Annotated in this window: 23 protein-coding genes and 1 pseudogene; 14 read left to right on the top strand and 10 right to left on the bottom strand. The window is 43.2% G+C overall.

Annotation, left to right across the window (positions count from 1 at the left end; genetic code table 11):
- Positions 1 to 38 precede the first annotated feature (38 nt).
- From HVX64_RS03360 to HVX64_RS03345, 4 genes are all read right to left on the bottom strand, one after another.
- A complete protein-coding gene (locus tag HVX64_RS03360) occupies positions 39 to 665 on the bottom strand; it encodes an inovirus Gp2 family protein (protein WP_057950970.1) in 627 nt (208 codons plus the stop codon).
- 303 nt (positions 666 to 968) lie between these two features.
- A complete protein-coding gene (locus tag HVX64_RS03355; protein WP_181825235.1) occupies positions 969 to 2,384 on the bottom strand; it encodes a YfjI family protein in 1,416 nt (471 codons plus the stop codon).
- Between the two features lie 120 nt (positions 2,385 to 2,504).
- Positions 2,505 to 2,741, bottom strand: coding sequence for an AlpA family phage regulatory protein (locus HVX64_RS03350; RefSeq protein WP_065696798.1), 237 nt, complete (start codon positions 2,739 to 2,741; stop codon positions 2,505 to 2,507).
- 126 nt (positions 2,742 to 2,867) lie between these two features.
- Positions 2,868 to 3,866, bottom strand: a complete 999-nt coding sequence (locus HVX64_RS03345) for a hypothetical protein (RefSeq protein WP_181825234.1) — start codon at positions 3,864 to 3,866, stop codon at positions 2,868 to 2,870.
- Between the two features lie 255 nt (positions 3,867 to 4,121).
- Here HVX64_RS03345 and HVX64_RS03340 point away from each other — a divergent pair, with 255 nt between their 5' ends.
- Positions 4,122 to 4,280: a hypothetical protein gene (locus HVX64_RS03340; RefSeq protein ID WP_100154784.1), complete on the top strand. Its 159-nt coding sequence runs from the start codon at positions 4,122 to 4,124 to the stop codon at positions 4,278 to 4,280.
- Here the strand turns inward: HVX64_RS03340 and HVX64_RS24045 are convergent.
- A pseudogene (locus HVX64_RS24045) lies at positions 4,277 to 4,478 on the bottom strand (cell filamentation protein Fic); the annotation flags it as partial. The gene HVX64_RS03340 and the pseudogene HVX64_RS24045 overlap by 4 nt on opposite strands.
- Positions 4,479 to 4,973: 495 nt before the next feature.
- On the opposite strand from HVX64_RS24045, the gene HVX64_RS03335 reads away from it, so the two are divergent.
- Genes HVX64_RS03335 through ptuB form a run of 3 tightly spaced genes read left to right on the top strand, consistent with a single transcriptional unit; the run spans position 4,974 to position 8,208 of the window.
- Positions 4,974 to 5,906 (top strand): retron St85 family RNA-directed DNA polymerase, encoded by a 933-nt coding sequence (locus HVX64_RS03335; RefSeq protein WP_057950972.1) that lies wholly within the window; start codon positions 4,974 to 4,976, stop codon positions 5,904 to 5,906.
- Positions 5,903 to 7,558 carry a retron Ec78 anti-phage system effector ATPase PtuA gene (ptuA, locus tag HVX64_RS03330; protein ID WP_181825233.1) on the top strand — a complete coding sequence of 552 codons (1,656 nt, stop codon included), beginning with the start codon at positions 5,903 to 5,905 and terminating at the stop codon, positions 7,556 to 7,558. The genes HVX64_RS03335 and ptuA overlap by 4 nt, the downstream gene beginning before the upstream one ends.
- Before the next feature lie 2 nt (positions 7,559 to 7,560).
- On the top strand, positions 7,561 to 8,208 hold the full coding sequence (ptuB, locus tag HVX64_RS03325) for a retron Ec78 anti-phage system effector HNH endonuclease PtuB (protein ID WP_181825232.1): 648 nt from the start codon (positions 7,561 to 7,563) through the stop codon (positions 8,206 to 8,208).
- Positions 8,209 to 8,505: 297 nt separating this feature from the next.
- Here ptuB and HVX64_RS03320 read toward each other — a convergent pair whose 3' ends face one another.
- The gene (locus HVX64_RS03320) at positions 8,506 to 9,822 is read right to left on the bottom strand and encodes a site-specific integrase (RefSeq protein WP_181825231.1); all 1,317 of its coding nucleotides are present in this window, start codon (positions 9,820 to 9,822) and stop codon (positions 8,506 to 8,508) included.
- Positions 9,823 to 10,282: 460 nt separating this feature from the next.
- On the opposite strand from HVX64_RS03320, the gene HVX64_RS03315 reads away from it, so the two are divergent.
- From HVX64_RS03315 to HVX64_RS03285, 7 genes are all read left to right on the top strand, one after another.
- Entirely contained in the window at positions 10,283 to 10,909 is a 627-nt protein-coding gene (locus HVX64_RS03315) for a hypothetical protein (protein WP_052443889.1), read from the top strand.
- A gap of 419 nt (positions 10,910 to 11,328) precedes the next feature.
- The gene (locus tag HVX64_RS03310) at positions 11,329 to 11,727 is read left to right on the top strand and encodes a DUF1090 domain-containing protein (RefSeq protein WP_044255789.1); all 399 of its coding nucleotides are present in this window, start codon (positions 11,329 to 11,331) and stop codon (positions 11,725 to 11,727) included.
- A gap of 574 nt (positions 11,728 to 12,301) precedes the next feature.
- Positions 12,302 to 12,838, top strand: a complete 537-nt coding sequence (locus HVX64_RS03305; RefSeq protein ID WP_044255791.1) for a fimbrial protein — start codon at positions 12,302 to 12,304, stop codon at positions 12,836 to 12,838.
- Between the two features lie 111 nt (positions 12,839 to 12,949).
- A complete protein-coding gene (locus tag HVX64_RS03300; protein WP_044255793.1) occupies positions 12,950 to 13,633 on the top strand; it encodes a fimbria/pilus periplasmic chaperone in 684 nt (227 codons plus the stop codon).
- A 44-nt stretch (positions 13,634 to 13,677) separates the two neighbouring features.
- Entirely contained in the window at positions 13,678 to 16,275 is a 2,598-nt protein-coding gene (locus HVX64_RS03295) for a fimbria/pilus outer membrane usher protein (protein ID WP_052443891.1), read from the top strand.
- A complete protein-coding gene (locus tag HVX64_RS03290; RefSeq protein ID WP_052443892.1) occupies positions 16,275 to 16,787 on the top strand; it encodes a fimbrial protein in 513 nt (170 codons plus the stop codon). The genes HVX64_RS03295 and HVX64_RS03290 overlap by 1 nt, the downstream gene beginning before the upstream one ends.
- An 85-nt stretch (positions 16,788 to 16,872) precedes the next feature.
- Positions 16,873 to 17,889: a fimbrial protein gene (locus HVX64_RS03285; RefSeq protein ID WP_052443893.1), complete on the top strand. Its 1,017-nt coding sequence runs from the start codon at positions 16,873 to 16,875 to the stop codon at positions 17,887 to 17,889.
- A gap of 119 nt (positions 17,890 to 18,008) precedes the next feature.
- Here the strand turns inward: HVX64_RS03285 and HVX64_RS03280 are convergent, their stop codons facing one another.
- Positions 18,009 to 18,521: a LuxR family transcriptional regulator gene (locus HVX64_RS03280; protein ID WP_156135237.1), complete on the bottom strand. Its 513-nt coding sequence runs from the start codon at positions 18,519 to 18,521 to the stop codon at positions 18,009 to 18,011.
- Between the two features lie 553 nt (positions 18,522 to 19,074).
- Here HVX64_RS03280 and HVX64_RS03275 point away from each other — a divergent pair.
- Together HVX64_RS03275 and HVX64_RS03270 are read left to right on the top strand one after the other, a co-directional pair.
- Positions 19,075 to 19,980 carry a winged helix-turn-helix domain-containing protein gene (locus HVX64_RS03275; RefSeq protein ID WP_052443894.1) on the top strand — a complete coding sequence of 302 codons (906 nt, stop codon included), beginning with the start codon at positions 19,075 to 19,077 and terminating at the stop codon, positions 19,978 to 19,980.
- A 1-nt stretch (position 19,981) separates the two neighbouring features.
- Positions 19,982 to 20,440, top strand: coding sequence for a hypothetical protein (locus tag HVX64_RS03270; protein WP_044255796.1), 459 nt, complete (start codon positions 19,982 to 19,984; stop codon positions 20,438 to 20,440).
- A 211-nt stretch (positions 20,441 to 20,651) separates the two neighbouring features.
- Here HVX64_RS03270 and HVX64_RS03265 read toward each other — a convergent pair whose 3' ends face one another.
- Positions 20,652 to 20,990: a DUF1889 family protein gene (locus HVX64_RS03265; RefSeq protein ID WP_071888470.1), complete on the bottom strand. Its 339-nt coding sequence runs from the start codon at positions 20,988 to 20,990 to the stop codon at positions 20,652 to 20,654.
- Between the two features lie 85 nt (positions 20,991 to 21,075).
- Complete coding sequence (locus HVX64_RS03260; protein WP_156135238.1) at positions 21,076 to 21,840, bottom strand: siderophore-interacting protein; 765 nt, start codon at positions 21,838 to 21,840, stop codon at positions 21,076 to 21,078.
- 228 nt (positions 21,841 to 22,068) lie between these two features.
- Between HVX64_RS03260 and HVX64_RS03255 the strand changes: the two genes are divergently transcribed.
- A complete protein-coding gene (locus HVX64_RS03255) occupies positions 22,069 to 22,626 on the top strand; it encodes a PadR family transcriptional regulator (RefSeq protein WP_044255802.1) in 558 nt (185 codons plus the stop codon).
- Here the strand turns inward: HVX64_RS03255 and HVX64_RS03250 are convergent.
- Positions 22,623 to 24,188, bottom strand: coding sequence for a methyl-accepting chemotaxis protein (locus HVX64_RS03250; RefSeq protein ID WP_042998212.1), 1,566 nt, complete (start codon positions 24,186 to 24,188; stop codon positions 22,623 to 22,625). The two genes, HVX64_RS03255 and HVX64_RS03250, sit on opposite strands and share 4 nt — an antisense overlap.
- Positions 24,189 to 24,328: the final 140 nt, after the last annotated feature.

The raw sequence follows: 24,328 nt of genomic DNA, 5'->3' as shown, positions 1-24,328 counted from the left end.
GTAAAAAAGCCTTCCCACGCAGAGAAGGCCACAAGTAGTTACAGATCGATTTGGCTGCAACCGAAGTTACGATCCCCTTCACCAAACACTTTCGATTCGACTTTGGTTAGGTAGTCCAATCGAGTTAGCAGCGCCTGGTAATGATCCTCGAAGCCAGTGTCTTCGTTATCTAGTACGTAGCGACAGTTATCAGGGAATGTCACCAGGTCAGGGCAATCATCCCGTTGCAACGCTAGGGCGCTATACCATGCACCTGTAATCATCCCTCTCAGGTTGTCTTCCCGTTCGTAGTCCCCGAGGTGGTAGTAAGCGTCTTTGTTGAACAATAGGCAAATGTGGTAGTGGCATTTACCCGATTCGGAATACTCTTTAGCCCACATAATAAATAAAGGGCAACGGTAAATACGCTTACCTTCACGCTTCTTACGAATACGGTCAGCTTCCAATTTAGCTTTAAGGGACTCACGCATTCGAGATATCACCCCTGGTTCAAGATTAGGGAAACAGCATATATTGTCTCCGTTATCGACTATCTTCGGATAATGCAGATCGACACGTACCGCCGTTAGTCTGGGGTAACGGTCAGTCAAGCGACAGAGTAATTGGTTAATCTTGACCCAATACTGCAGAACGTGATCCCCATGTGAGCCTTTATACGTTTTCATCTTAGTATTCCTATGTGTTTAGTCCTACGGTCTTTTCCAGACCGTATTGGTTATTGCCACACAGGCAAGGCTTTTCTCACTCAGAGTTAGGGGTATATACTGCCATCAGATATCAGTACAGACATACTGTTCTGATAGTTCCCTTACTAGTTAATACAGGTAGCAAGGATATTGAACCATTATAATACCTATCCAACACCTAAATTTAAAACGAAGGTAGCCCCAGCCTGTGATGGCTGTTAAAAGTCACTCTGCAATTATCTTCGAGAACTAAAGAATATTCCTATCAATAATCAGCAAGGATCAAACCAAATCAGTTGTCTCCACAGGTTGAATAAATATCGTCTTACCCCGTTTCTCAGCCAGTATCTTACGCTGAGAGTAAAGTGTGCTGAGCAACTCGTTCACTCTTGCCCTGTTTCTAAAGCGACCAGGGCCATACTGTAATATCGTATTTTTTCTGAGATAAGGGATCATGTTTCTAACGCAGTATTCTTTTATCCAGCTGTAAAGTTCATTTGCCTCTGAGCCTACAAGCGTTAATTCCTGGTGTTGTGAGAAAAGCCTTAAATACTCATCCACGTACCATGAAATTATCTGTATGGCTGCTTCTACGGCAATGAGTGAAATATCCCCCCCACGCCCCTCGAAATAGTGTAATAAGGCAGCCATTCTCGCCATATTCTCTGCGACCTTAGAAGCATAGTCTTTGAAGTCCGAAAGACAGCCAAGCATCCCCATCTCGGATTCTACTTTATTATAAAACTCAATCATTCGTTGTTCCGCTTCAGGACAAAAAATTAGACACTCCCGTTTATTTTCATCATGTCGGACCAGATTTTCGGTGATGACCTCCATCAATCGTTGATGGAATACTGGAAGATGTTCAGTTGAAGTAACTGGGCAGGTAATTTGCCTGTAACCTTGAGTTGAGTCCGGCTGACAGATCAGGCAGCGGGCAAAAAAACCTATTCCTTTAGCCATATCCCCCTTACGCTCCTGATACGCTTTAAAAACAACAGGTTGCAACATTAAAGACAGAGTAAGTCTGGCATCCTTAATGAATATTTCTGGGCTACATTTCCTTTCCACTGAAAATGTTGAGTCATCCCACATTTTGTTGGTGAAAGGTAACTCATTTAGAGTATGGCCATTAAATATAGTACCTGCTTCATCAGACATTATGCCAATAGCCCGCCATTGCCCACAGAGAAAATCTTTAATTGCAGCTGGAGTGGCATCATTAAACATCAGCTTGTACCTTACCGGCTCTTCCGGACGGTTTTCCATAAGGGCTTTTAGTTGTGCTTCAGTTACAGAGGAATCTTGATTACGATGGATCTCCGATTTCAACTTTGATGTTAACGCCTTTTTTTGGGTATTAAACACCTGCATGTCATTTTCCCAAACTGCATAATCCCTCATGTATTGTATAAATCTTTGCTCCTCCAGATCGTACAGCGGCTTCATCAGCGCTTTATCCACACTGCTTTTCCTTTCCCCAGAATCAGCCAGTGTCAGCAAAAACAAGGATACGGGACTACGCAAATGATTAAACCTGCAAACATCAATCCCGTTTTGGCAGGCAAGGGAAATAGCACCAAGGGCAGATGCAGCAACTAAAGCAGATGGTGCCTGTGTATTTTGAGTTACCTCATAAACCGCATTTCTGATAATCAATGGCAGTACTTGCACTGGAAATGGACGTCCAATCAGCATGGAAAACCTCAGTCTCATTTAGGGTTTAATTTCTTTCACCTTTGAAACTATTCCGCTATTAATAGCGAAAATAGCAAGATGAAATCATGGTTGTTAAAGAAAAAATAAAAACTCCTTTGACTATCGAATATTGATCCAACACAGCAGATCACTTAGCAACCAGGCGCAAGATTTTGGTCCAATCGACTTTCGCAAAGGGAACAGGCCTGCCCGTTCAAGCTTCCATGCTGTTGAACGCGACACTGATGTGATACGCTGGCGCTCCTGCTCACGAACTAGCCGATCTGAAGCTTCACCATAGTTCTGCAAAGCCTGCAAACGCTGTTCAGGTGTGGGTTGAGTAAAAGAATTGTGCATGATTGCCTCCTGTGGTTTCGATGGAGTCAGAGTGAGCCAAGGAAATGTATCTGGAAAGGAGCAATGCTCTAATTTAGAGTTGAGTGGTCTTATTAAGACCACTGTTTGAAATTAAACGCAGGAAATTCATGCTGGATAAATATCCAACCACTTCTCAATCTCCGACTCGCTAAATGAAAAACTCAAGGAATAGCGCTCTAATTGCGAGAGTGAATTTAATTCCTCACATAACGATCTTGGAGACCTATCAATTCCATTTTTCTTGCAAAGTTCAATCAAAAGATATGAAATAGCCATCCTTTGTTTTTCATTAACTCGATAAGATTTTTCCCTTTCTAACTCAGGTCTAATACCATATCCCTTTACTGTATCAATATCAAAATCAATACCAAATAATGACGACAAAGGTTTTGCTACAATAGACGGCCTCAGTACACCGGACTTATCCAAACTACATTCCTGCATCAATATATATAATGCAATAAGCTCCGACGGTACTTTGTAAAGCGTGCCTGGCTTCTCACTCCTTGCATGTTTTATTAATAAATCCTTGCTAACTTCTGGCACCTGAACAAAATTAACAATATCTCCATCATCAACAAATAATGACTTTCGATTTATATAAGTTGGTTCAGGAAAAATAAGGTAATCACGTTCTTGATGAGCATGAATGGTAACATCCCCTAGAGAATCTGGTTTTAGATCTTTTAATCCAACATCCGCAATCAAAAAATCACCACGACAGAATCTGGCTGAATTGGATGGCTTAACATGCCAATAACCATGTGCCTTTCCACGATATTTATACTCGTAAACCATGCCTCCATAACGAAATTCAGGAGTTACTTTAAGGTGCGAGTCTAAAGGTGTTTCAGGCACAAACAGCCTCCACTTGCCTTCGGGACTATCTGGATATTGATACAAATCGCGGCCATACATTATATCGCTGATAGCGTATTTATGTTCATCGATGGAGATGCAACGTCTAAAAGTACATACCGGATGTCTACCATCAAGGTGAACGTACAGAGGAAGCTTTCCATCTATCCATTGCTGAATAATCATATCGTCCTCATCCTCAGAAAAGGATGTCAGTTCCGATAAACGACGAAAATGCCTTGCCATGCAGTAACCCCTCAGTCAACATTTAATGCCTATTATACATCTCGTTATCTCATCTCAAACCAGTGCACAACAATGATTTTTTTCCTTAAAAAATAAATGTTCACGTGCATTTCACCGATCACAACTATCCTGTGATTTCGATTAATAGGTAGCCAGATAAATCAAAATTCCTTTGGTAAATGACCAACTGATAACAGCCTTTCTAGCTGTCCCTATCCCAACTAGAATCAGCAGTGATGCGATGAGGCTTTCCACATGACTAAAAAAACAGCACATAGCCAGATCACGAAAAATCAAATCTACCGCGCCGTTGCCAGCTCAACCGCGATAGAAACCGGTGTTTCTGTGCAAAAAATTGAGCAGCAACTCAAAAAAAATCAGGCACAGGCGAAAGCCGTTGGCCTCGCCCGCTAGTCTGGCAAGATGTCCCTCACCAGCTGCATCATAGAGCTGTAATAGCCTGAGACACCCACCTGAATTGCCTTGAAGTAAAACGCCCTGTGTTCATCCCATAAGCTGTAATCCAGTAAGCCCTTCCCCTGCTAGAACCGACAACACATCGCAGAGCAATCTAGACAGACGCCCGTTATCTTCTCTGAATGGATCGATTAACTGAGGCAAACCAGAAGCAGCCCCTTGTCAGGTTGATGTTACACAGTATCCCTGCCCAATAGTGCATATCCCAAAGCTATTTCCTACTTCAGGCAAACTCACCATAAGGCTCTCATGGCTAGCCTATCACGCACTGTCCAAAAGATATGGTGGAGGCAATGCTGTGGAATGTGGAAAAAATGGGGGGATTTAGCATTGTGATTGCATGTCTTGGGTTACTTATCTACTTGCTTTCACTAACTTGTTGAAAGTGTTGTCTTAAACAATGTTGTTAAGTAGGTCTCTGTGAGATAAGCTTGATCCACTCTTTAGCGTTGGACGTTTTACGTCTAGTCGGGTGATTAGCCAGACTCTAACTTATTGAACGTATTTAGGGTTGCGAAAGTGTCGCAACCCTCACTCGTTCCTCCCTCAGGTTGCGACACTTTCGCTTCCTCTAGTAAAGAGTTGAGCCCGGCAGAACATATCCTACCGGGCTTTTTTACAGGTAACATTATGTCGGTAATTAGCAGCATAGCTACTTCGTTAAACCAGAGCGAGTTAGAGGTGAGAGCGTATCTATCTGATGCATCAGGTAAGTACAAGGTCTACAGGATTCCCAAACGCACTACGGGATTCCGGATCATTGCGCAACCCGCTAAGGCGCTTAAAGAGTATCAACGCGCCTTCCTCCAGCTTTACCGTTTTCCAATTCATGAATGCGCAATGGCCTATCAAAAAGGTAAAAGCATCCGTGACAACGCACTAGCGCATGCGCATAACCGCTATTTACTCAAAACAGACCTAGAAGACTTTTTTAATTCAATCACCCCAGATATCTTCTGGCGATGTGTTGAGTTGTCTTCTGTTGATGTTCAACTGTTTCTACCCGAAGACAGACGCTATGTAGATCAAATTCTCTTCTGGAAGCCTACAAAACGCAGTACACGGTTGGTGCTAAGCGTTGGCGCGCCTTCTTCCCCAATTATCTCGAATTTTTGCCTTTATGAATTCGACAAGCTCATACACGAAATCTGTCGAAGTTTGGATATTGTCTACACACGTTATGCGGATGATCTGACGTTTTCTTGTAACGTCCGAGATGTACTTGGCTCTATTCCTTCCATGATCGAAACTCTTTTAAATAAGCTTTTCAAAAAAAAGTTAAGGCTTAATCGTGGAAAAACCATTTTTTCCTCTATGGCACATAACCGCCATGTTACGGGCGTCACTCTTAATAACGAAGGCAAAATTTCTTTAGGCCGTGAACGCAAGAGGTTCATCAAGCATCTCATTAACCAGTACCGATATGGATTGATAGATGAATCTGACAAGGCCTATCTTGTTGGTCTACTGGCTTTTGCGAACCATATTGAGCCTGAGTTTATTATCAGAATGAACAATAAATACTCAACAGAAACGATGGATCGTTTAAGGAGGCATCTGTGACAAAACAACTGGAACGTAAAGCCAAAGGTGGGAGTTTACTCTCCGCCTTTGAACTTTATCAGCAAGAGAAAAATAATAACCTTCATGACCTAAATAATAAATCTGACCAATGGTTCGAGCTATGCTGGAATTACCTACAACAACCAGCCCACGATGGTAACCTCGATATATATCATCCTGAAAATCAGTTTTGCCTACGTTCAATGTCATTTACGGATTTCCGCCGATTTCCACAACTTGATATCAACTTTGAAGAAGACCTGACCATTATCATCGGTAATAATGGACAGGGTAAAACCAGTATTCTTTATGCTATTGCCAAAACTCTAAGCTGGTTCACAGCAAATATCCTCAAAGAAGATAGCAGCGGACAAAGGCTTAACGAATACTCGGATATCAGGAACGATTCAGATAACAATTTCTCGGATGTCAGTTCTAATTTCTTTTTTGGAAAAGGCCTTAAGAACATTTCCATTAGACTTTCACGCTCAACTCTTGGCGCATCTGAGCGTAGAGAGAGCATCATCAAACCTGCTAAGGAGGTTGCTGATGTCTGGCGGATTATCAATGAGAGGAGAATGGTTAATCTTCCTATTTTTGCACTCTACTCTGTTGAACGATCGCATCCTTTTAGCAAGCCAGCAAAAGAGAGCATTGAAAAACGAGAAGATCGTTTCGATGCATACAATCACGCCTTGACCGGCGCTGGACGCTTCGATCATTTTGTTGAATGGTTCATCTATCTTCACAAAAGAGCCGAAGCTCAAGGGGCATCGGCAATCGAACTGCTTGAAGAGCAGGTTAATCATCTGAAACAGTCAGTGGAAAATGGGCTGACTTCCATGGTACCACTCTTAGAAGAAACACAAAAAAAACTGCTTACGGCTCAGATGAGAAAAGAATCTCTCCAATCGGTTAACATGCTAACTGAGACGGCCCAAATGGATATTGTGTCCAGAGCTATTACCACTGTTGTCCCCAGCATAAGCCGAATCTGGGTTGAGACCGCATCAGGTGCGGACATTATCAAAGTTACCAACGATCTCCAGGATGTCACCATTGAACAGCTATCTGATGGGCAGAGGGTGTTTCTGGCTCTGGTAGCTGATCTCGCGCGGCGCATGATTATGCTTAATCCATTGTTAAAAAATCCACTTGAAGGCAGAGGTATCGTCTTAATTGATGAGATTGAACTGCATCTTCATCCGAAATGGCAGCAAGAAGTTATCATCGTTTTACGCACCGTATTCCCTAATATTCAGTTTGTCATCACCACTCATAGCCCAATAGTGTTATCCACTACTGAGATCCGCTGTATTCGAGAGTTCAAGCAAAACAGTGAAAGTGGAGAACTATTTCTTGACTCACCTCCAATTCAGACCAAAGGAAGTGAAAACTCAGAAATTCTTGAGCAAGTTATGGGAGTTTTGTCGACCCCGCCGAACATTGCAGAGTCTTATCTTGTCAGTAACTTTGAGAAATCAATTATTGATGATAGTGAGGAGTTGAGTGCCGAATCACGTCGCCTTTACAACAAAATCATTTCTCATTTTGGTCAGCATAGTTCTGAACTAAAAAAAGCAGACAGCTTGATACGCCTTCACCGCATGAAGAACAAAATCAACAAAGCCAAACGCGAGAAGGATAATTAAGGATGAAATCACTCAATCGCACCGCAGGCCCGGCGCATTTGCATCAGTTTAGGGCAGGACGCGATCCTTGGATGTCTGTTGAGCAAAGCAATATCTGGCCGCATCTGTTGGAAATGCAAGGTGAATTTTGTGCATATTGCGAGTGCAGTCTCAATCGAAAGCACATTGAACACTTTAGGCCCAGAGGGAAATTCCCCGCATTAACCTTTGCATGGGGCAATTTATTCGGATCTTGTGGCGACAGTTCAAAAACAGGAGGTTGGCAACGTTGCGGGATTTTCAAAGATAATGGTGCAGGGAATTACAATCCGGATCACCTCATCAAACCTGATGATGATAATCCTGACGATTATCTTTTATTTCTGACAACAGGGCATGTGGTTCCAGCCAAAGATATCTCCGGCACCAAATTATTAAAAGCACAAGAAACTATCCGTGTGTTTAATCTCAACGGAGATCCTTCGCTACTCGGCAGCAGGAAAAAAGCATTAAATTATATTATGGAAGAGGTAATACTTCTTCATGAGTCGTATGAAGATCTTGGGGACGAACTATGGCGTGAAATGCGTGACCAAGAAGTTCAAACGCTTGGGAGCAAAGAATTCAGCACTGCATTAAAACACGCATGGCTTCATAACAGTGAATATTAAATACAGCACCAAAGCAATACTTAACTAACTGATTAATAACATCATTATTTTTCCAAACATAACCAGATTGACGGGTCTACATCACATAAGAGAAATCTAAGGGGGTGAGATATACGCCCCTTCCCATTCGTAACTTACTGAATCATAGGAACCATCAACACATTTAAAGTTACTAACCTCCATTAAATTGTATTAGCCCAAGCCAGACTTCGCTTATTGCTTCTCGTCAACTACTACCCAACTTATTAACAAGAACTAGCCACCTGATACCACTCTTCTGCTGATTTTGACAAACTTTTACCTCCGTCCAAACAAGTTCACAACGTTGTTTTCCTGCTGCCGTTGATAGTTATTAACCCGATCTTCCCAGATCTCAAGCGCCCTGCGCTTTTCAGTCAGATAATCATAGCGGTCATAGTGTTTCGAGCTGACGTCATTTAAAGCGTGATTCTGAATGCGGTCACGGATCTCTTTACTGATCCCCGCCTCCCCCATCAGCGTTTTACAGGTCCGGCGTAAATCTCGCGCCGTGAAAACTTTAAACTCAGGATTAAAAGCCCGAAAATACATGATGGAACGGGCCAGGCTATCGGTACGTACCGGGCGCTCACCGTTGGTTGATAGCGGGAAAATATACGGACTGTTACTTTCCTTAGTCAGCTCTTTCACTGAGGCTAATTCTTGTAATGCCGATTCAGTCAGCGGGATCAGATGCTCGCGCTTGTTTTTCGATACATCAGCTATAACCAGTAACGTCTTTTGCTGCCAGTCAATCGCGCTCCACTGGCTGGCAATCATTTCAAACGGACGCTGCCCGCCAGCATAAACACAGAAGCGGATTAGATGCTGCATCAGCGGCCCAACGTTGGTGGCCTCTGCGAACTGCTCCATGACAAAACGCAACTCTTCCAGCGTTAACCATGTATCACCCACTTTTTCCGCCGAGGACTGCTTCGGTATGGCCGATACCGGATTAACTTCAAGCCCGAACGTAATGCCCACGTTGGTATTCATCGGATCGTTATCGGCTTTAAGCCCGTAGTTGAATGCCGCCATCAGGTAGGAACGAATTCGGTTCGCATGGACCACCGCATCACGCTGGATAATGCCTGAGAGGATGGTTTTGATCTGCAGAGGTGTTACATCCTTCGCTTTGGTTTCCCGAGAGATAACCGTGTAGCACTCTTTTTCAAGACGCTTCAGGACATCGGCCCAGGTCCGCTTATTGTCGAGCTTCATCTTGTTAACGTAGCCATGCACCAGTTCTTCAAACGATCCTTGAGAACGATGGATCTGCATGATGTGCTGTTCGGCTAGGCGCTGTTGCTCAAGCTCTTGCTGCGGCTCTTTTCCTTCAACAAGCCAGGCTCCGTACTTTTTCGCCAGCTCGTTAGCCGTCACCAGTTTCATCTCAGGCCAGATGCCTAACTGAATGAATTTTTCTTTCTTTCCTTTCTCAACGTAGTAACGGAAATAAAAAACCTTGCTGCCTGAAGGCTGAACCTTAACGCCAAGCCTGCCAGTACCACGTTGAGCACTGTTGCTCCACACGTAGTACGACGTACTTTTTGTCTTCAATCCACGTATAGCAGTCTCGGTAAGATTAGCGGCCATGAGGTTACCTTTCTAAGGATAAGCGTTACCTGACCCGATGCCCATTTTGGGTCAGGTAATGGGTCAGGTAACGATAGTACAATGGGGAGACGAGACAACCAATCAGAAACAAAAACAACATCATAACTAATTGATTATAGACAATTAAAAATACAATAAGCGTCAATAGCGAACGATTAGAAACATGCCGATTTTATGACTCATAATCGCTTGGTCGCTGGTTCAAGTCCAGCAGGGGCCACCAAATTTTAGATTTAAAATCATATAATTAAGCCACTTGAAAGAGTGGCTTTTTTGTTGGCAGTGGTCAGTATCCCCTTTTTGTCCCCTCACTTGCCCCCACAGTCATCTATCCCTTAGTTGTTAGCACTTCACCGAACCATGACGATTGAACGCTTTGCGCTTTTTTTACATACTGTTTCAATCTCATTTGCCAAAAATTTTTAGTCAGGATGACAATATGACTTCGTACAATGAACTGAAAGAATGTATCCGCCTTGAAGTCATTGGCCATGACAAATCCTTTTCATGGCGTAAAGCGTTACTTCGTACCCGACGCAACCAGAAGAAGCACTTCCTGTTCTGGTGGCGTATTGCTTCATGGCTCTATGGCCAGAATAGTCAGTTCAAAAAGCGCATTGCCCGCAGGATTGAAAACCGCCTCAAGTACCGGCACAGCGTTGATATTTCTCTGTCATGCAAAATCGGCAAGGGTTTAAACATTGCTCATCTGAACGGTATTGTCATTACTGACAATTGCGTGATTGGTGATTTCGCCGACCTGAAGCAAGGCATCACCATAGGGTTACGCACCGACAGTGCCGACGCGATGATACTCATTGGTGATCATGTTGATATTGGCTGTAACTCGTCCATTCTGGGCGGCAAGGTTACGATCGGAAACAATGTCACCATTGGAGCGCATTCACTGGTGCTTCAGAACATCCCCAGCGACACCGTTTATAAAAATAAGATCACGCCGGTGTATACATCCAAACTACCGCAGCCGGAATATCAGGAAAAGCAGCCATTTGTCACAAGTAATGCGATAAAGGTATCGCCTCGTGCCGCAGAAGCAGTGCTGTAATTTCTCTGAACAAATTTCAGTTGAGAAGATTTCATAAATTTACCCGCAGCCCACGCCAACTCTGCCAGTAAATCAATGGCTTTCAGCATCAGGATTGATACTCTCACGGCCATCAGTACCGACAGCAACCCTGACTGCATAGTCTGGATAACGGGGTAATTCAAAAACAGATTTCATAGAACCTGAATAAACCATCTCCTTTTATAAAAAAACGGCATTGCTTTATGTGAACCAATCGATATATATCGCGCAGAACTCTCTGAATCACGATAAGTAAAAAACAAAAACCATTATCAAAGAATTATCTCAATAGTATTATGTAAAATAGTCAGATTATTCTCGAGATATATCTCATTTTAATTGTTTGCTCACAACCTTATAATTCACCACAATATTTATACACAATAAGGGACAGCTTAATGCTATTTTTTAAAGGAAATACAGGTCTATTCTTTGCTGCTATACCTTTGCTAATGTGTTTTCCCCAAAACGTGACTGCAGGAGACCTGACTGGCTGTAGCGCCAAGAAACAGAAGATTCAAACGCAGATTAGCTATGCAAAAGCGCATCACAACACCCATCGGCTTTACGGATTAGAGAGAGCACTCAGGAGAGTCGAAGATCATTGTACTGATGAATCCTTGCGAAAAGATCGTCAACAGAAAATCAGAGAAAAGCAGCATAAAGTCAGTGAACGAAAGTTTGAACTGAAAGACGCAGAGCAAACCGGGGATCCGAAGAAAATCGCCAAAAAACGAAAAAAACTTGAACAAGCGCAAGAAGAACTCACTGAGGTTCAGGCAGCGTTGTCGAGGTAACCTTTATTTCAGCGAGAGCCCCCCTTCCGCCACGGCCAGGCCAAAGAGAAAGATATCGTAAACGCTAAATCTGACGGCTGAATATCTTCAGCTGGAAGGTTTTGCTTTCGCTGAAATAACGTTATCGCCTAAAAATCTGGGCATCAACTGCTTTACGAAGAATAATCGTGATAATTTTTAAATCATTGTGATTAATTAATTGTAAAAAATCATCATAAACACCTTATATTTTAATAAATTACTGCCAGCACCACTTAAAAATAGGATTATTCCGGACAACCTCGAGAGGCGTCTTATATTCATTCCCCTTTTACTGCTTTACTATAACCACCATAGGAAATGCCATAGCCTTTATTTCATAGTGTGCTTATTCAATAGTATTCCAGATACATCAACAGTTAATTTTATAACTGACAAGGTTAGTTCTCACTAGTTAACAACGTCCTGAGAACTTAGTAAGTCATATGATTTAAAAAATCACTGAGCAGCTATCGCTGTCCGCAGGAAATTAATCAATTTTGATCTAAATCATCTATTTTCATTATATTGAATTAATTAAAAAAGGAATTATTCCATGGTAAAAAAAAGCATTCTTCATACATTAATCGCCTCCTCTGCTTTAACCTTTGCAATAACCACTGCATATGCGCTTCCTGTCACCGGTGGCACAATTAATTTTACGGGCAAAGTTGTCGATGCCAGTTGTACCGTCTCAGCTGGCAGCAGCACCCAGACAATTACTATGGAACCGGTAAGCACAACCCGACTGAAAGTCGTCGGTGATACGGCCAATCCTACGGATGTGCCAATCGTCCTTGAAGAATGTAACACTAATACATCAAACACGGTACAGGTTCTTTTCTCAGGCAACAGCGTTTCCGGTGACTCGACGGTATTATCTTTAACTGATAATGGAAACTCAGCAAAACAGGTTGGGATCAAATTATATGATAGCGAGAACAATGAAATTAAGCTTGATGAAATGACCAGTCCATTCAGCTTAACAACTGGAGAAACAACTCTAAACTTCACTGCAAAATATTATGCTTTAGGTCAGGCAGAGGCTGGCGATGTAAATGCGACGGCAACTTTTACCATGATTTATCCTTAATCTGTCATTGTTTAAAACCTCAGTATCAATTAAGGGCATATTTATGCCCTTAATTGAATAGCAAGCCGCCAGTCTGAAAGATATTTTTCTTACAGTAAAAGGGAGCGTAATTTGAAAAGGTTTTTTTCACTGCTAGTTATAACTGCGTCTTTGCTCTTACTCGCCACCAGCTCTTCATTTGCCGGCGGCGTCGGGCTTGGCGTAACCCGTCTTGTTTATCCTTCAGAGGCCAGGCAAGTCTCTCTTTCCGTAAGAAACACAAATGAGAATATGGCGTTTCTTATTCAACCCTGGGCTGAAGATAGTCATGGCAACAAGACAAGTGATTTTATCATCACACCACCACTCTCGGTGCTTAAGCCCAAAAGCGAAAAAATGCTGCGCGTAATTTATGCAGGTCCTGTGTTGCCTACAGATAAAGAGAGTGTCTTTTGGTTGACGGTAAAAGCGGTCCCACCCTTAAATGAAGATAAAAGTGGAAATGTTCTACAACTGGCATCGGCAAACAGAATTAAGGTCTTTTATCGTCCGCAGACGCTAACGACAAGAGTGCAGGATGCGCCTGCTATGTTAAGTGTTAATAAAAATGTAAGGGAAATAGAATTAACCAATCCTTCACCTTATTTTTTAACATTGGTGAATTTATCGGTGAATGGCCGACATTTAAATCCATTGATGGTTCCGCCTAAAGACAGCGTAAAGATTAAAAACGACTCAGCCAGCAGTGGAGAGATAACATTTCAGACAATTAATGACTACGGCGCACAAACTAAAGCGATAACGCTACATTTCTAATCTGTCTGAATGATGTGATACCGACTATCAGGACTTGAAGTAATATGGATGCCGAACGTTCTCTCACCTATATAAAACCCTTATTTTTATCCACTGGGATAGTCTTATTTTTCTTTTTAACCACTGATAAAAGTCAAGCGGCAGGGTATAAATTCAATCCTGCATTCATCAGTGACAACACCAATATCATTGCTGATTTGTCATCATTTGAACTGGGGCTTGAAGTACAACCTGGATATTACAAAGTTGATATTTTCGTCAATAACAAATACCTCAAAACAGATACTTTACTGTTTCAGGTAAAAAATAAAGAAAATAGATCAATTCTGTCGCCATGTATGTCTCTTGCTGCGCTGAGTGAACTGGGAATGAACCCAGTCGTATTGCATAAAAATAAATCAAACCTCAGCACAGAATGCGTGGATTTTAGCCTGTGGCCGGAAGTCACAGTGGTATTTGATCAACAAATGATGAAAGTTACCTTCTCCATTCCGCAGGTTTTGTTAAATAATAAAGCGAGAGGGGCAATTGATCCTGAGCAATGGGAAAGTGGAATCACCACAGCAATGCTGAATTACACCTTTAGTGGCAGCGATTATCACTACCGCAGAAGCGCTAATTCCAGACAACGCAACTACTTTCTTGGTCTTAACGGGGGAATCAACTGGGGAGCATGGCGTTTCAGAAACCAACAAAACTGGATCTATAATACGCAAAACGGTGGCGAATGGAGCCATATCAACAGTTACTTACAACGTGATATTCGCTTCCTGAGAAGCCAGATAACACTGGGCGAAACGAATACCTCTTTCAATATATTCGACTCTGTCGGACTACGTGGCATTCAGCTTGAGTCAAAAGATTCCATGCTCCCCGACAGTCTGCAGGGATTCGCACCGACAGTTCGGGGGATTGCTAAAAGCAATGCTAAGGTGACAATTCGCCAGAACAATAACGTTATTTATCAGACGTTTGTTGCACCTGGCGCTTTTGCTATTGATGACTTATACCCAACGTCAGCAAGTGGCGATTTAAACGTTGAGGTCGCAGAAGAGAACGGTCAGTCGACAAATTATACTGTACCCTACTCCAGTGTGCCCAACCTGGTCAGAGAAGGACATGTGAAATATGCTCTCAGTGCAGGCCATTATCGCTCTGGTTTAAAAAACGAACAAAACACGCCATTTTATACGCAAGCCTCTTTATTCTGGGGTACGCCCTGGGGTTTGACGCTTTATGGCGGCATGCAATTATCAGAGCGATATACGTCTACTGCGCTTGGAATCGCCAGGAACATGGGGGCCTGGGGCGCTGTTTCTCTGGATATGACCCATGCTGAAAGTGAGTTGTCGAATAATAAAAAGTATCGCGGCAATTCACTGCTATTTCGCTATGCAAAGTCAGTTACCGACTTCGGGACAAACTTAAATTTTGCCGCTTACCGCTACTCTACCGATGGCTTCTACTCGTTAAGTGATACTACGTATAAAAAGATGAGTGGCGAAACTGTAGAATATAACACCGATGCGAATGGCAATCCGGTGGTGAATACTACGAATAGCTATAATCTGCGCTATGCCAAAAAGGCGATGTCTCAAATCCTGCTATCACAAAATTTACACGGATATGGCTCAGCCTATTTTTCGTTTAATCATCAGAATTACTGGCGCTCGGAGAAAAAGGCCACCAATATGCAGATCGGATACTCTGGAAATATTGGTAATCTTTCATATACATTATCCTATGCCCAGAACAAAAACCCCTGGAATGCGGAAAAAGATAAACTCGTAAACCTTGCGGTTTCTTTACCCATCTCAAGTTTATTGACGAGCGCCTATACAACCACGGCAAGAATAAACACCTCGATAATGAGTTCTGATAAGGGCGATTATAATGAAATTATCGGTCTTAGCGGTAATGCTCTGGATTATAATAAACTCAGTTATAATATCTATCAGTACCGCCAGCGCCATTCCACAGATGGCGGAAATATCGCCTTAAATTACAAAGGTCGCTATGGTATTACCGATCTTGGCTATAGCTACTCCAGAGAAAGTCAGTTTATGAAATATGGCTTTACCGGTGCAATGGCACTTCACGAGGATGGCCTGACCCTGGGACAACAGTTGGGAAACACTAACATTCTGGTTAAAGCCGAGGGTGCATCAGATGCTGAACTTGTGAACGGCACCGGTATCCAAACTGACGGACGCGGGTATGCGATTATTCCTTACGCTACCGCATATCGTGAGAATCGGGTTCAGCTGCGAGAAGAAACATTAGACCCAGACGTTGAGCTGGATGAAGCGGTTAAAACCGTCATCCCTTCCGAGGGAGCCCTGGTGCGCGCTACGTTTATAGCTCGGGTAGGGAAGAAAGTCATGTTCAGGATTGTGAAGGATGATCGCCAACCTTTACCGTTTGGAACCATCGTGAGTGCAGACGAGAGTGACGGCAATATAAGCAACGGCATTATTGATGATTCTGGCATTGTTTATATTAGCGGGCTGCCAGACGTAGGCCGATTAACTGCCAGATGGGGGAAGAAGCATGAACAAGTCTGTACTGCGGAATATGATATCAGGACAGTAAAAAATAATAACGTAACAGGTATTTATTCTACGTCGGTAAGGTGTAAGTAATGAAAATCACAATATCATCATGTGTTTTTTTTCTGGCATTCTGGATGCAAAACGCATTGGGATATGACGTTCTGCTTAATGTTACGGGCCACATTACTGCAAGCGGTTGTATTTTGGACAGCGAGTCTGAAATCATTGACATCGATATGAAAGATATCAATATCACGCAATTAGCGCAGTCCAGCAACCGTGTTCCAGTGATCCCATTCACTATCAGACTGAAGGACTGCGCGGCTTCTGTTAGCGGCGCCGTAGTGACCTTTTCCGGAGTCCCGGATAATACAAACAGTGATTTTTTAGCGCTTGCAGGAGGTGGTGCCAGTGGGGTGGCAATAAAACTTATGGATAAAGATAAAACGATCGTTCCGATAAACAGCACTTCTAAAAACTATTTACTCACAGACGGAAATACGATGGCATTACAATTCTATGCACAATACATCGCCACGGGTTCTCTCCTCAGTGCAGGAGATGCAAATAGTACGGCTACATATACAGTGACCTTTCCATGAGTGTTTTTTAACGCGTCATTGTATATCGCCATTTTAATAACACAAGGGCTAATTTCATTAGCAAAAAAAATGGAATCCGTCAGTAATGAAGATAATATTAAAAATATTTGTAACGATTTTACTTATTCCGTTCAGCTATTCGGTAAAGGCGATTACCGCCACTACACCCCAGATAATACTTTCCCCAGCGCCCATTATGGTTACCCAGAATGCCGATGCCTCCTCCTTTGGGCAGCAGATTGGGCCGACAACGACCGCCAGCATTGACAATGTATTTAGCTGCTCTAACTGGCTTTACCCATGTAAATCTGCGTCCGTAAAGCTGGACAGCGGCATTCAACCTTCTGGCGTGACGCTAACGGTAAATGGCGTGGTTTACGGTGTTTATGAAACAGGAGTACCCGGCATTGGTTTTACTATTGGCGTAAAGGACACCAAAGCATCTCAGTATATTCCCCTTACAGATAAAGAAAGCCAAACCTGGAGTGGGGCAGTTGGTCAGATAGGGTTTGATGTACAGATCAATTTCGTCAAAATCAGCGGACGCCTCGAAACCGGAGTAATCACGACGCCGGAAATTACCGCTGCAGTCATGACAGGCCACGAATCGGTTTCCGGCGTGGCTGCTACATCAAAAATAATCATTAGCCCCACTACGATATCAACGATTGCCAATGGGTGTGAGGTAGACCAGTCTTTAGTAAGCTTTCCTCTGGGAGAGGTCAGTGAGAATGTATTTAAAGGCGTCGGCAGCCACTCTGAAGGTATCTCATCCTCGATTACGTTGAACTGCGATGCTAATATAACTTTAGCCATGGTTATTACCGATCAATCCGATACTTCTAATACCAGTAATATTGTAGGATTGACTTCCGACTCTGACGCCAAAGGGATTGGTGTACAATTTTTTGTCAACAGTGAAGAACCTTTTCATTTAGGACCAGATAGCTCATTAAAAGGTACGACGGGTCAAGTTCAGCTTGTTACAACCCAGGATAAGGGAAATGTGGTGGTTCCTATAACGGCAAAATATGTACAAACTGGCAATATCACAGTTGGCAGCGCTAACGCAATTGCCAGTATTACATTCTCCTATCAATAGGCCACCATAATTAAACTACTGTAAACAGCATAACAAAATTATTCGAGAGAGAGAAAACCATTTTTTCTCAATTATTTTTCGATAGTACAAAACCATGCAAAAGATTGCATGGTTTGCTATCAGGTATTGTAGGTGCTGATACTATCCTTAAACTTTTGGATACACAGCTCGCTAAATGTTCGCAGACCATGTCGCCTGACTGCCTTCATTTTATATTCACTTATCGTCTTCACGGATAAGTTCAATGTTTTTGATATTTGGCTTTGCGAGTACCCTTTAAACAACAGATCGAGTACCTCATACTCCTTTTGAGTCCCTTTTAAAACATTGCCCCAGATATCTCCTAAAAAATAATCTTCTGTAATCTTCGGAGGTGCTTGCAACATAAACTTTATCGCTTCCCTTAAAAAAGAGTAGGATGTTCTTTTGCATACTACCAGGTCGGATAGATGATTAATAATTGGAGAGTAATTTTCCTTTCTGTCTGTCAGCGTCACCATAAAAATACTTTTACCTTCTTTCCTTTCCAGATGAATTTTCTTGGCATGCATGTTTATATTTGCGGCATCACCGTTAACAAACCAGACGTAGCAGTCACTTTCTTGATATATGTAACCCAGCGTTCTGTTCATTTCATTAATAATGTATTCAAATGTGATATTACTTAACTGACAGGGGTAATCAGATCGACTTAAGATCAAAGTATATCCTCCATACAAGGTGTGCGCATATAAAATAAAATCGATAATCGCTCAATGTTGTATTTCCGTTTTGAGCAATCTTTAGGACTTATCTTACTGGCGTTTTTAAAGTTTGTTCACTCATTTAATCTGAAGATTTATTCGTGAGTAAAATACAATATAAATAAGATCCCTTAAGAACTCATGAGATAAAATAAAACATTATAAAACAATAGGTTATTGTTTTATTAAGCCTTTCATTGCAAACATAATGAATATGGTTTTTATTTACATTTATACTGTTATTGAAGACGAAAATGTTAAGTTTCCTGCTATTTACAAGACCTTCTTTGCAGACCACCTTCTGATAGAAACATCGTTTTTGTCTTTGCATACAAAACACCAATGCTTAATCAACACGCATTCTTGTGTTTTATGATTTTTTATTCTATAATTTTTAACCTCTGAAATAATGACTACACTTAATAAACCAGTGTTCTAATGAATGAAACAAAAATACCTTATTAACGATATTGTTTATTTTTATCCTGCTAATCAATTACTAGAGCCCGTATCCGAGGATAAAAAAAGTGTATCTTTAAATGTCCCGGCGAGTAGATGTTTAAAACTTTTATTAGAAAAGAAAGGGGAAATTGTAACAAAATATGATTTTTCGCAGGACGTATGGGAAAGTAGAGGTCAATACACCAGCATAAATGCTCTCTATCAGAATATATCTTTAATACGTAAAGCATTACGTGAGGTTGGTATTTCACAGGATGTAATTCATACCATTCCTCGCGAAGGATTTAGCTTTTTAGGAACCGCTATTCTCCTGGAAGAGGAAGAAAGTATTGCAGATAGTTATATCAGTTCTGACCCTGTGGCCAAAGAGATCAGTATACCCGAGGTTTCTGTAAGTTATAACATGGATGTTATAAATCACATTTATTCTGTACAGGACACCTACTCGCAGAAAATTCATGACGACACCGAGAAGGATTCATCCTCAAAACAGAAAATGAATGCCAACCTATGGACAATTGTTCTCAATTGTATTGATAGTGCCTATCAACATAAATGGCGAGCAATATCATTCGCCTTATTATTGGCCTTATTATTTTATGTGCCATATTATTATACGCTTATACAAGATAACCGTAACTTCTTTTCCAATTATCGTCAAATTGGCGTTATAAATAACTGTACAATTATGAAAAGTTTGAATGACAAACTAAGGCAAAAAGAAGATTACTTATCTATTTTTACAGATAAAAATATTCACTGCGAATCGGAAAAGAGAGTTTATATAGCAATAGATACTCGTGGCACAAAAGTATTCATGCATATCTGTGATAAAAATACAAATAATACGGCCTCATGCTATTCCACTTTTTTCATCGAGCGTTAATATGAAAGCAAAGATCTGTTTTCTTTTTTTATTGGTCGCGATTGTTTTATCCCCTTTTTTTATATATCTATTTGATAATTATAATAAAAATAACTTCTCCTGTTGGGGCAACATCAGTTTTAAAAGGCTCGAGGGAACCTATTCTGTTAAGGTCAGATATGTGTTCAATGGCGATTCCGGGAAGGTCATTACTATCGGAGAATATAATGAGCCAGGATTACCAACGCGAAAAGTTACGCAGAATTTATCCTTTAAATTCACCAGGGAAGGCGATGAATACACAATGATATCAACACTCTCTTTACTGACTGCTTCTCAGGCCAGGCTTTTAAGCGGCGTAGTCCCTGATTTTTATCTCTATGAAGATCGTGGTTTACAGCTCTTCATACATAAACAGGGGAGCGATGGACTGGTTTTCAGAACTGCGGCTTTGCCAATATTTATCTGTACCTTACAGTAACACCGCGAAACGCTCATCTGGACAATAATCGGTGAAATCGCCTTATCCGGAATACTCAGTCCACAGGCTACTTCCCTCAGCATCTGTGACTCCAACACCTAATTCCTTCAGAGCAATGAGGGCTGGCGAGAAATCGCCGGCCCTTATTCTTTATTAAGCATAATGAAAGCTCTCACAGCAACGGTGAGAGCATCAAGGCAGGTTGTTGGCTTCACGCGCGCTCAACTTCGACCAGTTCCTGAAGCTGCTCACGCATGTACAATGAAAAATATTCAGGGTCTCTGATCAAAACCCGTTCACCGGCTTCAAACTTCTCAGCCCACTTAACCAGTTTTTGCGTAAATCCAGGGTTCCACCCCTCCCGCTCACCACGCGCAACGATATCCGACGCACTTGCCGGGCAGCCCAGCTCTTTCAAATATTTCAAAATTCCTTTCGCCGTGCTTTCATCCATAGGTTCTGGAGATGAGGCCGAGGTATTCATACCGTTGATGAAATCTAATGCTTTATCAATGACTGCAGGCATACTTTTATCCTTAAAATTTACCATGTAAAACACAAGACTACTCTATGACCTTAAACCGATTTCAGCCTCAAAGAAATCATTAAATTTCATTGTCCCGACGGCGCTCACTTTACTTGTTGTGCCAGTACGCCGCCACACGGACTAACTGCTGATCAAACGGTTCCTGCTCAAAGCGTTGGCTAAGGTTTTTCACCACCTTCCCTTCCCCGGTGATCCAGATGAAATAATCTTCTGTCGGCACGTCAATCTGCGCCAGTCGTGCGGCAACCGCCTGCTCATCGTGTCCCAGCCATTCAATGGAAAAATCGCCCAGATGCGCAAGGTAATCCTGATATGCCGGATCGGCGACGCTCACCAGCGCGCTCACCGTCGGTTTTACCGGTAAGCGACTCAGTGCCTCAAGACGACGCCGCAACGCTGGCATACCGGACTCATCACAAACATAGAGCTGGTAAGCATAGTCTTCCGGCACTACCAGCGAACCACGTGGTCCGCCGATGGTTAGCGTATCGCCTTCGCGCGCTTTCATAGCCCAACGGCTCGCCACACCGCCGTCGTGAATAAAGAAATCCAGCGCCAGCTCATGACGGGCTTCATCGTACAACGGTGTGTAATCGCGAGAAGCCGGACGCACGCCCTCGCCCCAGACAATCCCTTCCTCCGTTACGGTTGGCGGAACAAACCGGCCGCCGGGTTGCGGGAAAAACACCTTGCTATGGTCGTCAAAGCCGCGCGAGTTAAAGCCTTCCAGCGCATCGCCACCGAGGACAATACGCTGAAAACCCGTCCCGATACGTTCTACGCGCAAAACGGTAAGTTCGCGAAAGCGTAGTTCATTGCGCACGCGCTGAGGGTAACGTGAAGTTTTATCCATCATTTTTGACCTTCGTGTGATAATCAGATATATCTAAATGCAGTTTTCAAATGATAATGATTGTTAATAGCCAGAATTGCAAGTCATTTTTTGATAGCGTCTGCAGTGTTACTACCTTTAAATATTTATCATTTAAATTCATAGGATTAGTAAAATTATCAACACTACCCTTGTCAAAATCTTCATTTTAGATATAAATTAGATATATCTAAACAACAGGAGATTATCATGCGACATCATCATGAAGGTTGCTGTAAAGGCGAAGGGCATCATCACGGCGGTTGCGAACATCGTCACGGTAGAGGTGGCGGTGGTGGACGGCGTCAGCGCTTTTTTGGTCATGGGGAGCTGCGTCTGGTGATTCTGGATATTCTCTCCCGCGAAGCCAGCCACGGTTATGAGCTAATCAAAGCTATCGAGAATCTGACGCAGGGCAACTATACGCCGAGTCCTGGCGTGATCTACCCAACGCTGGATTTCCTCCAGGATCAGGCCTTTATTACGGTTAGTGAAGAGGATGGCGGGCGTAAAAAAATCACTCTCACTGACACCGGCGCACAATGGCTGGAAGAGAATCGTGAACATCTCGACCACATTCAGGAACGCGTCAACGCACGCAATGTCGGCTTTGAACTGCGTAAGAATCCGCAGATGAAACGAGCGCTGGAAAACTTCAAGGCAGTGCTGGATCTGAGAGTGAATCAGGGTGACATCAGCGACGCACAGTTAAAAAAGATCATTGGCGTGATCGACCGTGCGGCGCTGGAAATCACTCAGCTTGATTAAGCAGGCAAGGCGTCGCCGTCACGAACGCGGAACACTTTCACCATCTCTTTTAAGTGTAACGCCTGCTCATTCAGTGACGCCGCTGCCGCAACGGACTCCTCGACCAGACAAGAGTTCTGTTGGGTGGTGGCGTCAATCAGGCCAATCGCGCTGTTGATCTGCGAAATCCCCTCGGTTTGCTCACGACTGGCCTGGCCGATCTCCCGCAGGATCACATCCATCTCCTCGACGTTGTTGACCATGCCGTTTATCAGTCCGTTAGCCTTCTCGACCAGTTGCATCCCTTCCTGGGTCTGACCGGTGGAATCCTCAATCAGATGGCGGATCTCGCTGGCAGAAGATGCGCTCTTTTGCGCCAACTGGCGTACTTCCCCTGCCACCACGGCAAACCCACGGCCATGCTCACCGGCTCGCGCGGCTTCAACAGCTGCATTAAGCGCCAGAATATTGGTCTGGAATGCAATGGAGTCAATCAGGTTGATGATGTCCGACATACGGTTAGATGTTTCATTAATCAACCGCATTTTTTGCGTCACCTGATTCATCATCTCGCCATTGTTCTTCACAACGGTCGCCGCCCCCGCAGAGAGCTTCGTCGCTTCTCCGGTATGTTCGGCCGTGTTTTTTACCGTGGCGGTGATCTGCTCCATTGACGCGGCGGTCTGCTCAACGGAGCTCGCCTGTTCTTCGGTACGTGCAGCCAAATCCTGGTTCCCGGCGACGATCTGCGCTGCCGCGCTGGAGATATTCTCCGACCCGTTCTGGACTTCCTGGACGATCTCCAGCAGGCGAGTTTTCATTACCATCAGCGCATGCAGCAGTTCGCCGGTCTCATCTTTCTGCGTGGTGAGGATATTGCGGGTCAGGTCGCCCTCGGCAATCGCTTCGGCAAACTGCACCGCTTCATTCAGTGGCCGGGTGATGGAACGCACGATATACCAACCCATCATACAACCCGCGGCAATACCGATGAGCGCCAGCGCGATAAGCAACGCCCGGTTCGCGGTAAAGTCGCTTTCCACCTGCGCGCCAGCATGCAACATCTGCGTATCTTCAATGGCGATCAGTGCCTGAACTTTCTCTTTATAGGCCTGCTGTACATTGACCGTCGTGGTCATCATCTCCTGCATTGCCGCCTGTCGGTTATGGTTTTGCAGTGCCTGCAAAATGCGGAATCGGGAGGCGAGATATTGCTCGCGCACATCACGGATCCCGGAGATGACCTTTTTCGATTCGGCATTTAGCGGCGCAGCGTCCAGTTCATCCAGCAACACCGTAATCTGCTGGCTAATGGTGTCGAGCTTTTTCTGGGACGTCTGGGTCCACCGCCCCTCTTCGTCCATCAGCATCAACTGCTGCGTGCTGACAAAATCCTGAAAATGATCGATGAGCTTGTTGGCTTTTACCGTGATGGGATAGTCATTGGTAATGATGTTTTGCATACCGCTGTTGGCGCGGTCCAGGCTAAATAATGAAAGGCCTGAACTCACCATCATCAGTACAATAAACAATCCAAACGCGATAAATAATTTTGAGCGGATCTTCATGTTACGCAAAAACATATATTCTCCCTGGAGATAGTTTTTCTTCAGACAGATTCCTTTATCGGTAACAAACTCACTAACTTTATGATATTGATCGCTTTTTATTATCAATAACTGCCGGCAAATAGTTTTTGACGATGAATAAAGGCAGACCGATC

This window comes from Citrobacter sp. RHB20-C16, assembly GCF_013890155.1.
GTDB lineage: Bacteria > Pseudomonadota > Gammaproteobacteria > Enterobacterales > Enterobacteriaceae > Citrobacter_A > Citrobacter_A amalonaticus.
This window is presented reverse-complemented; position numbering and strand designations above follow the sequence as displayed.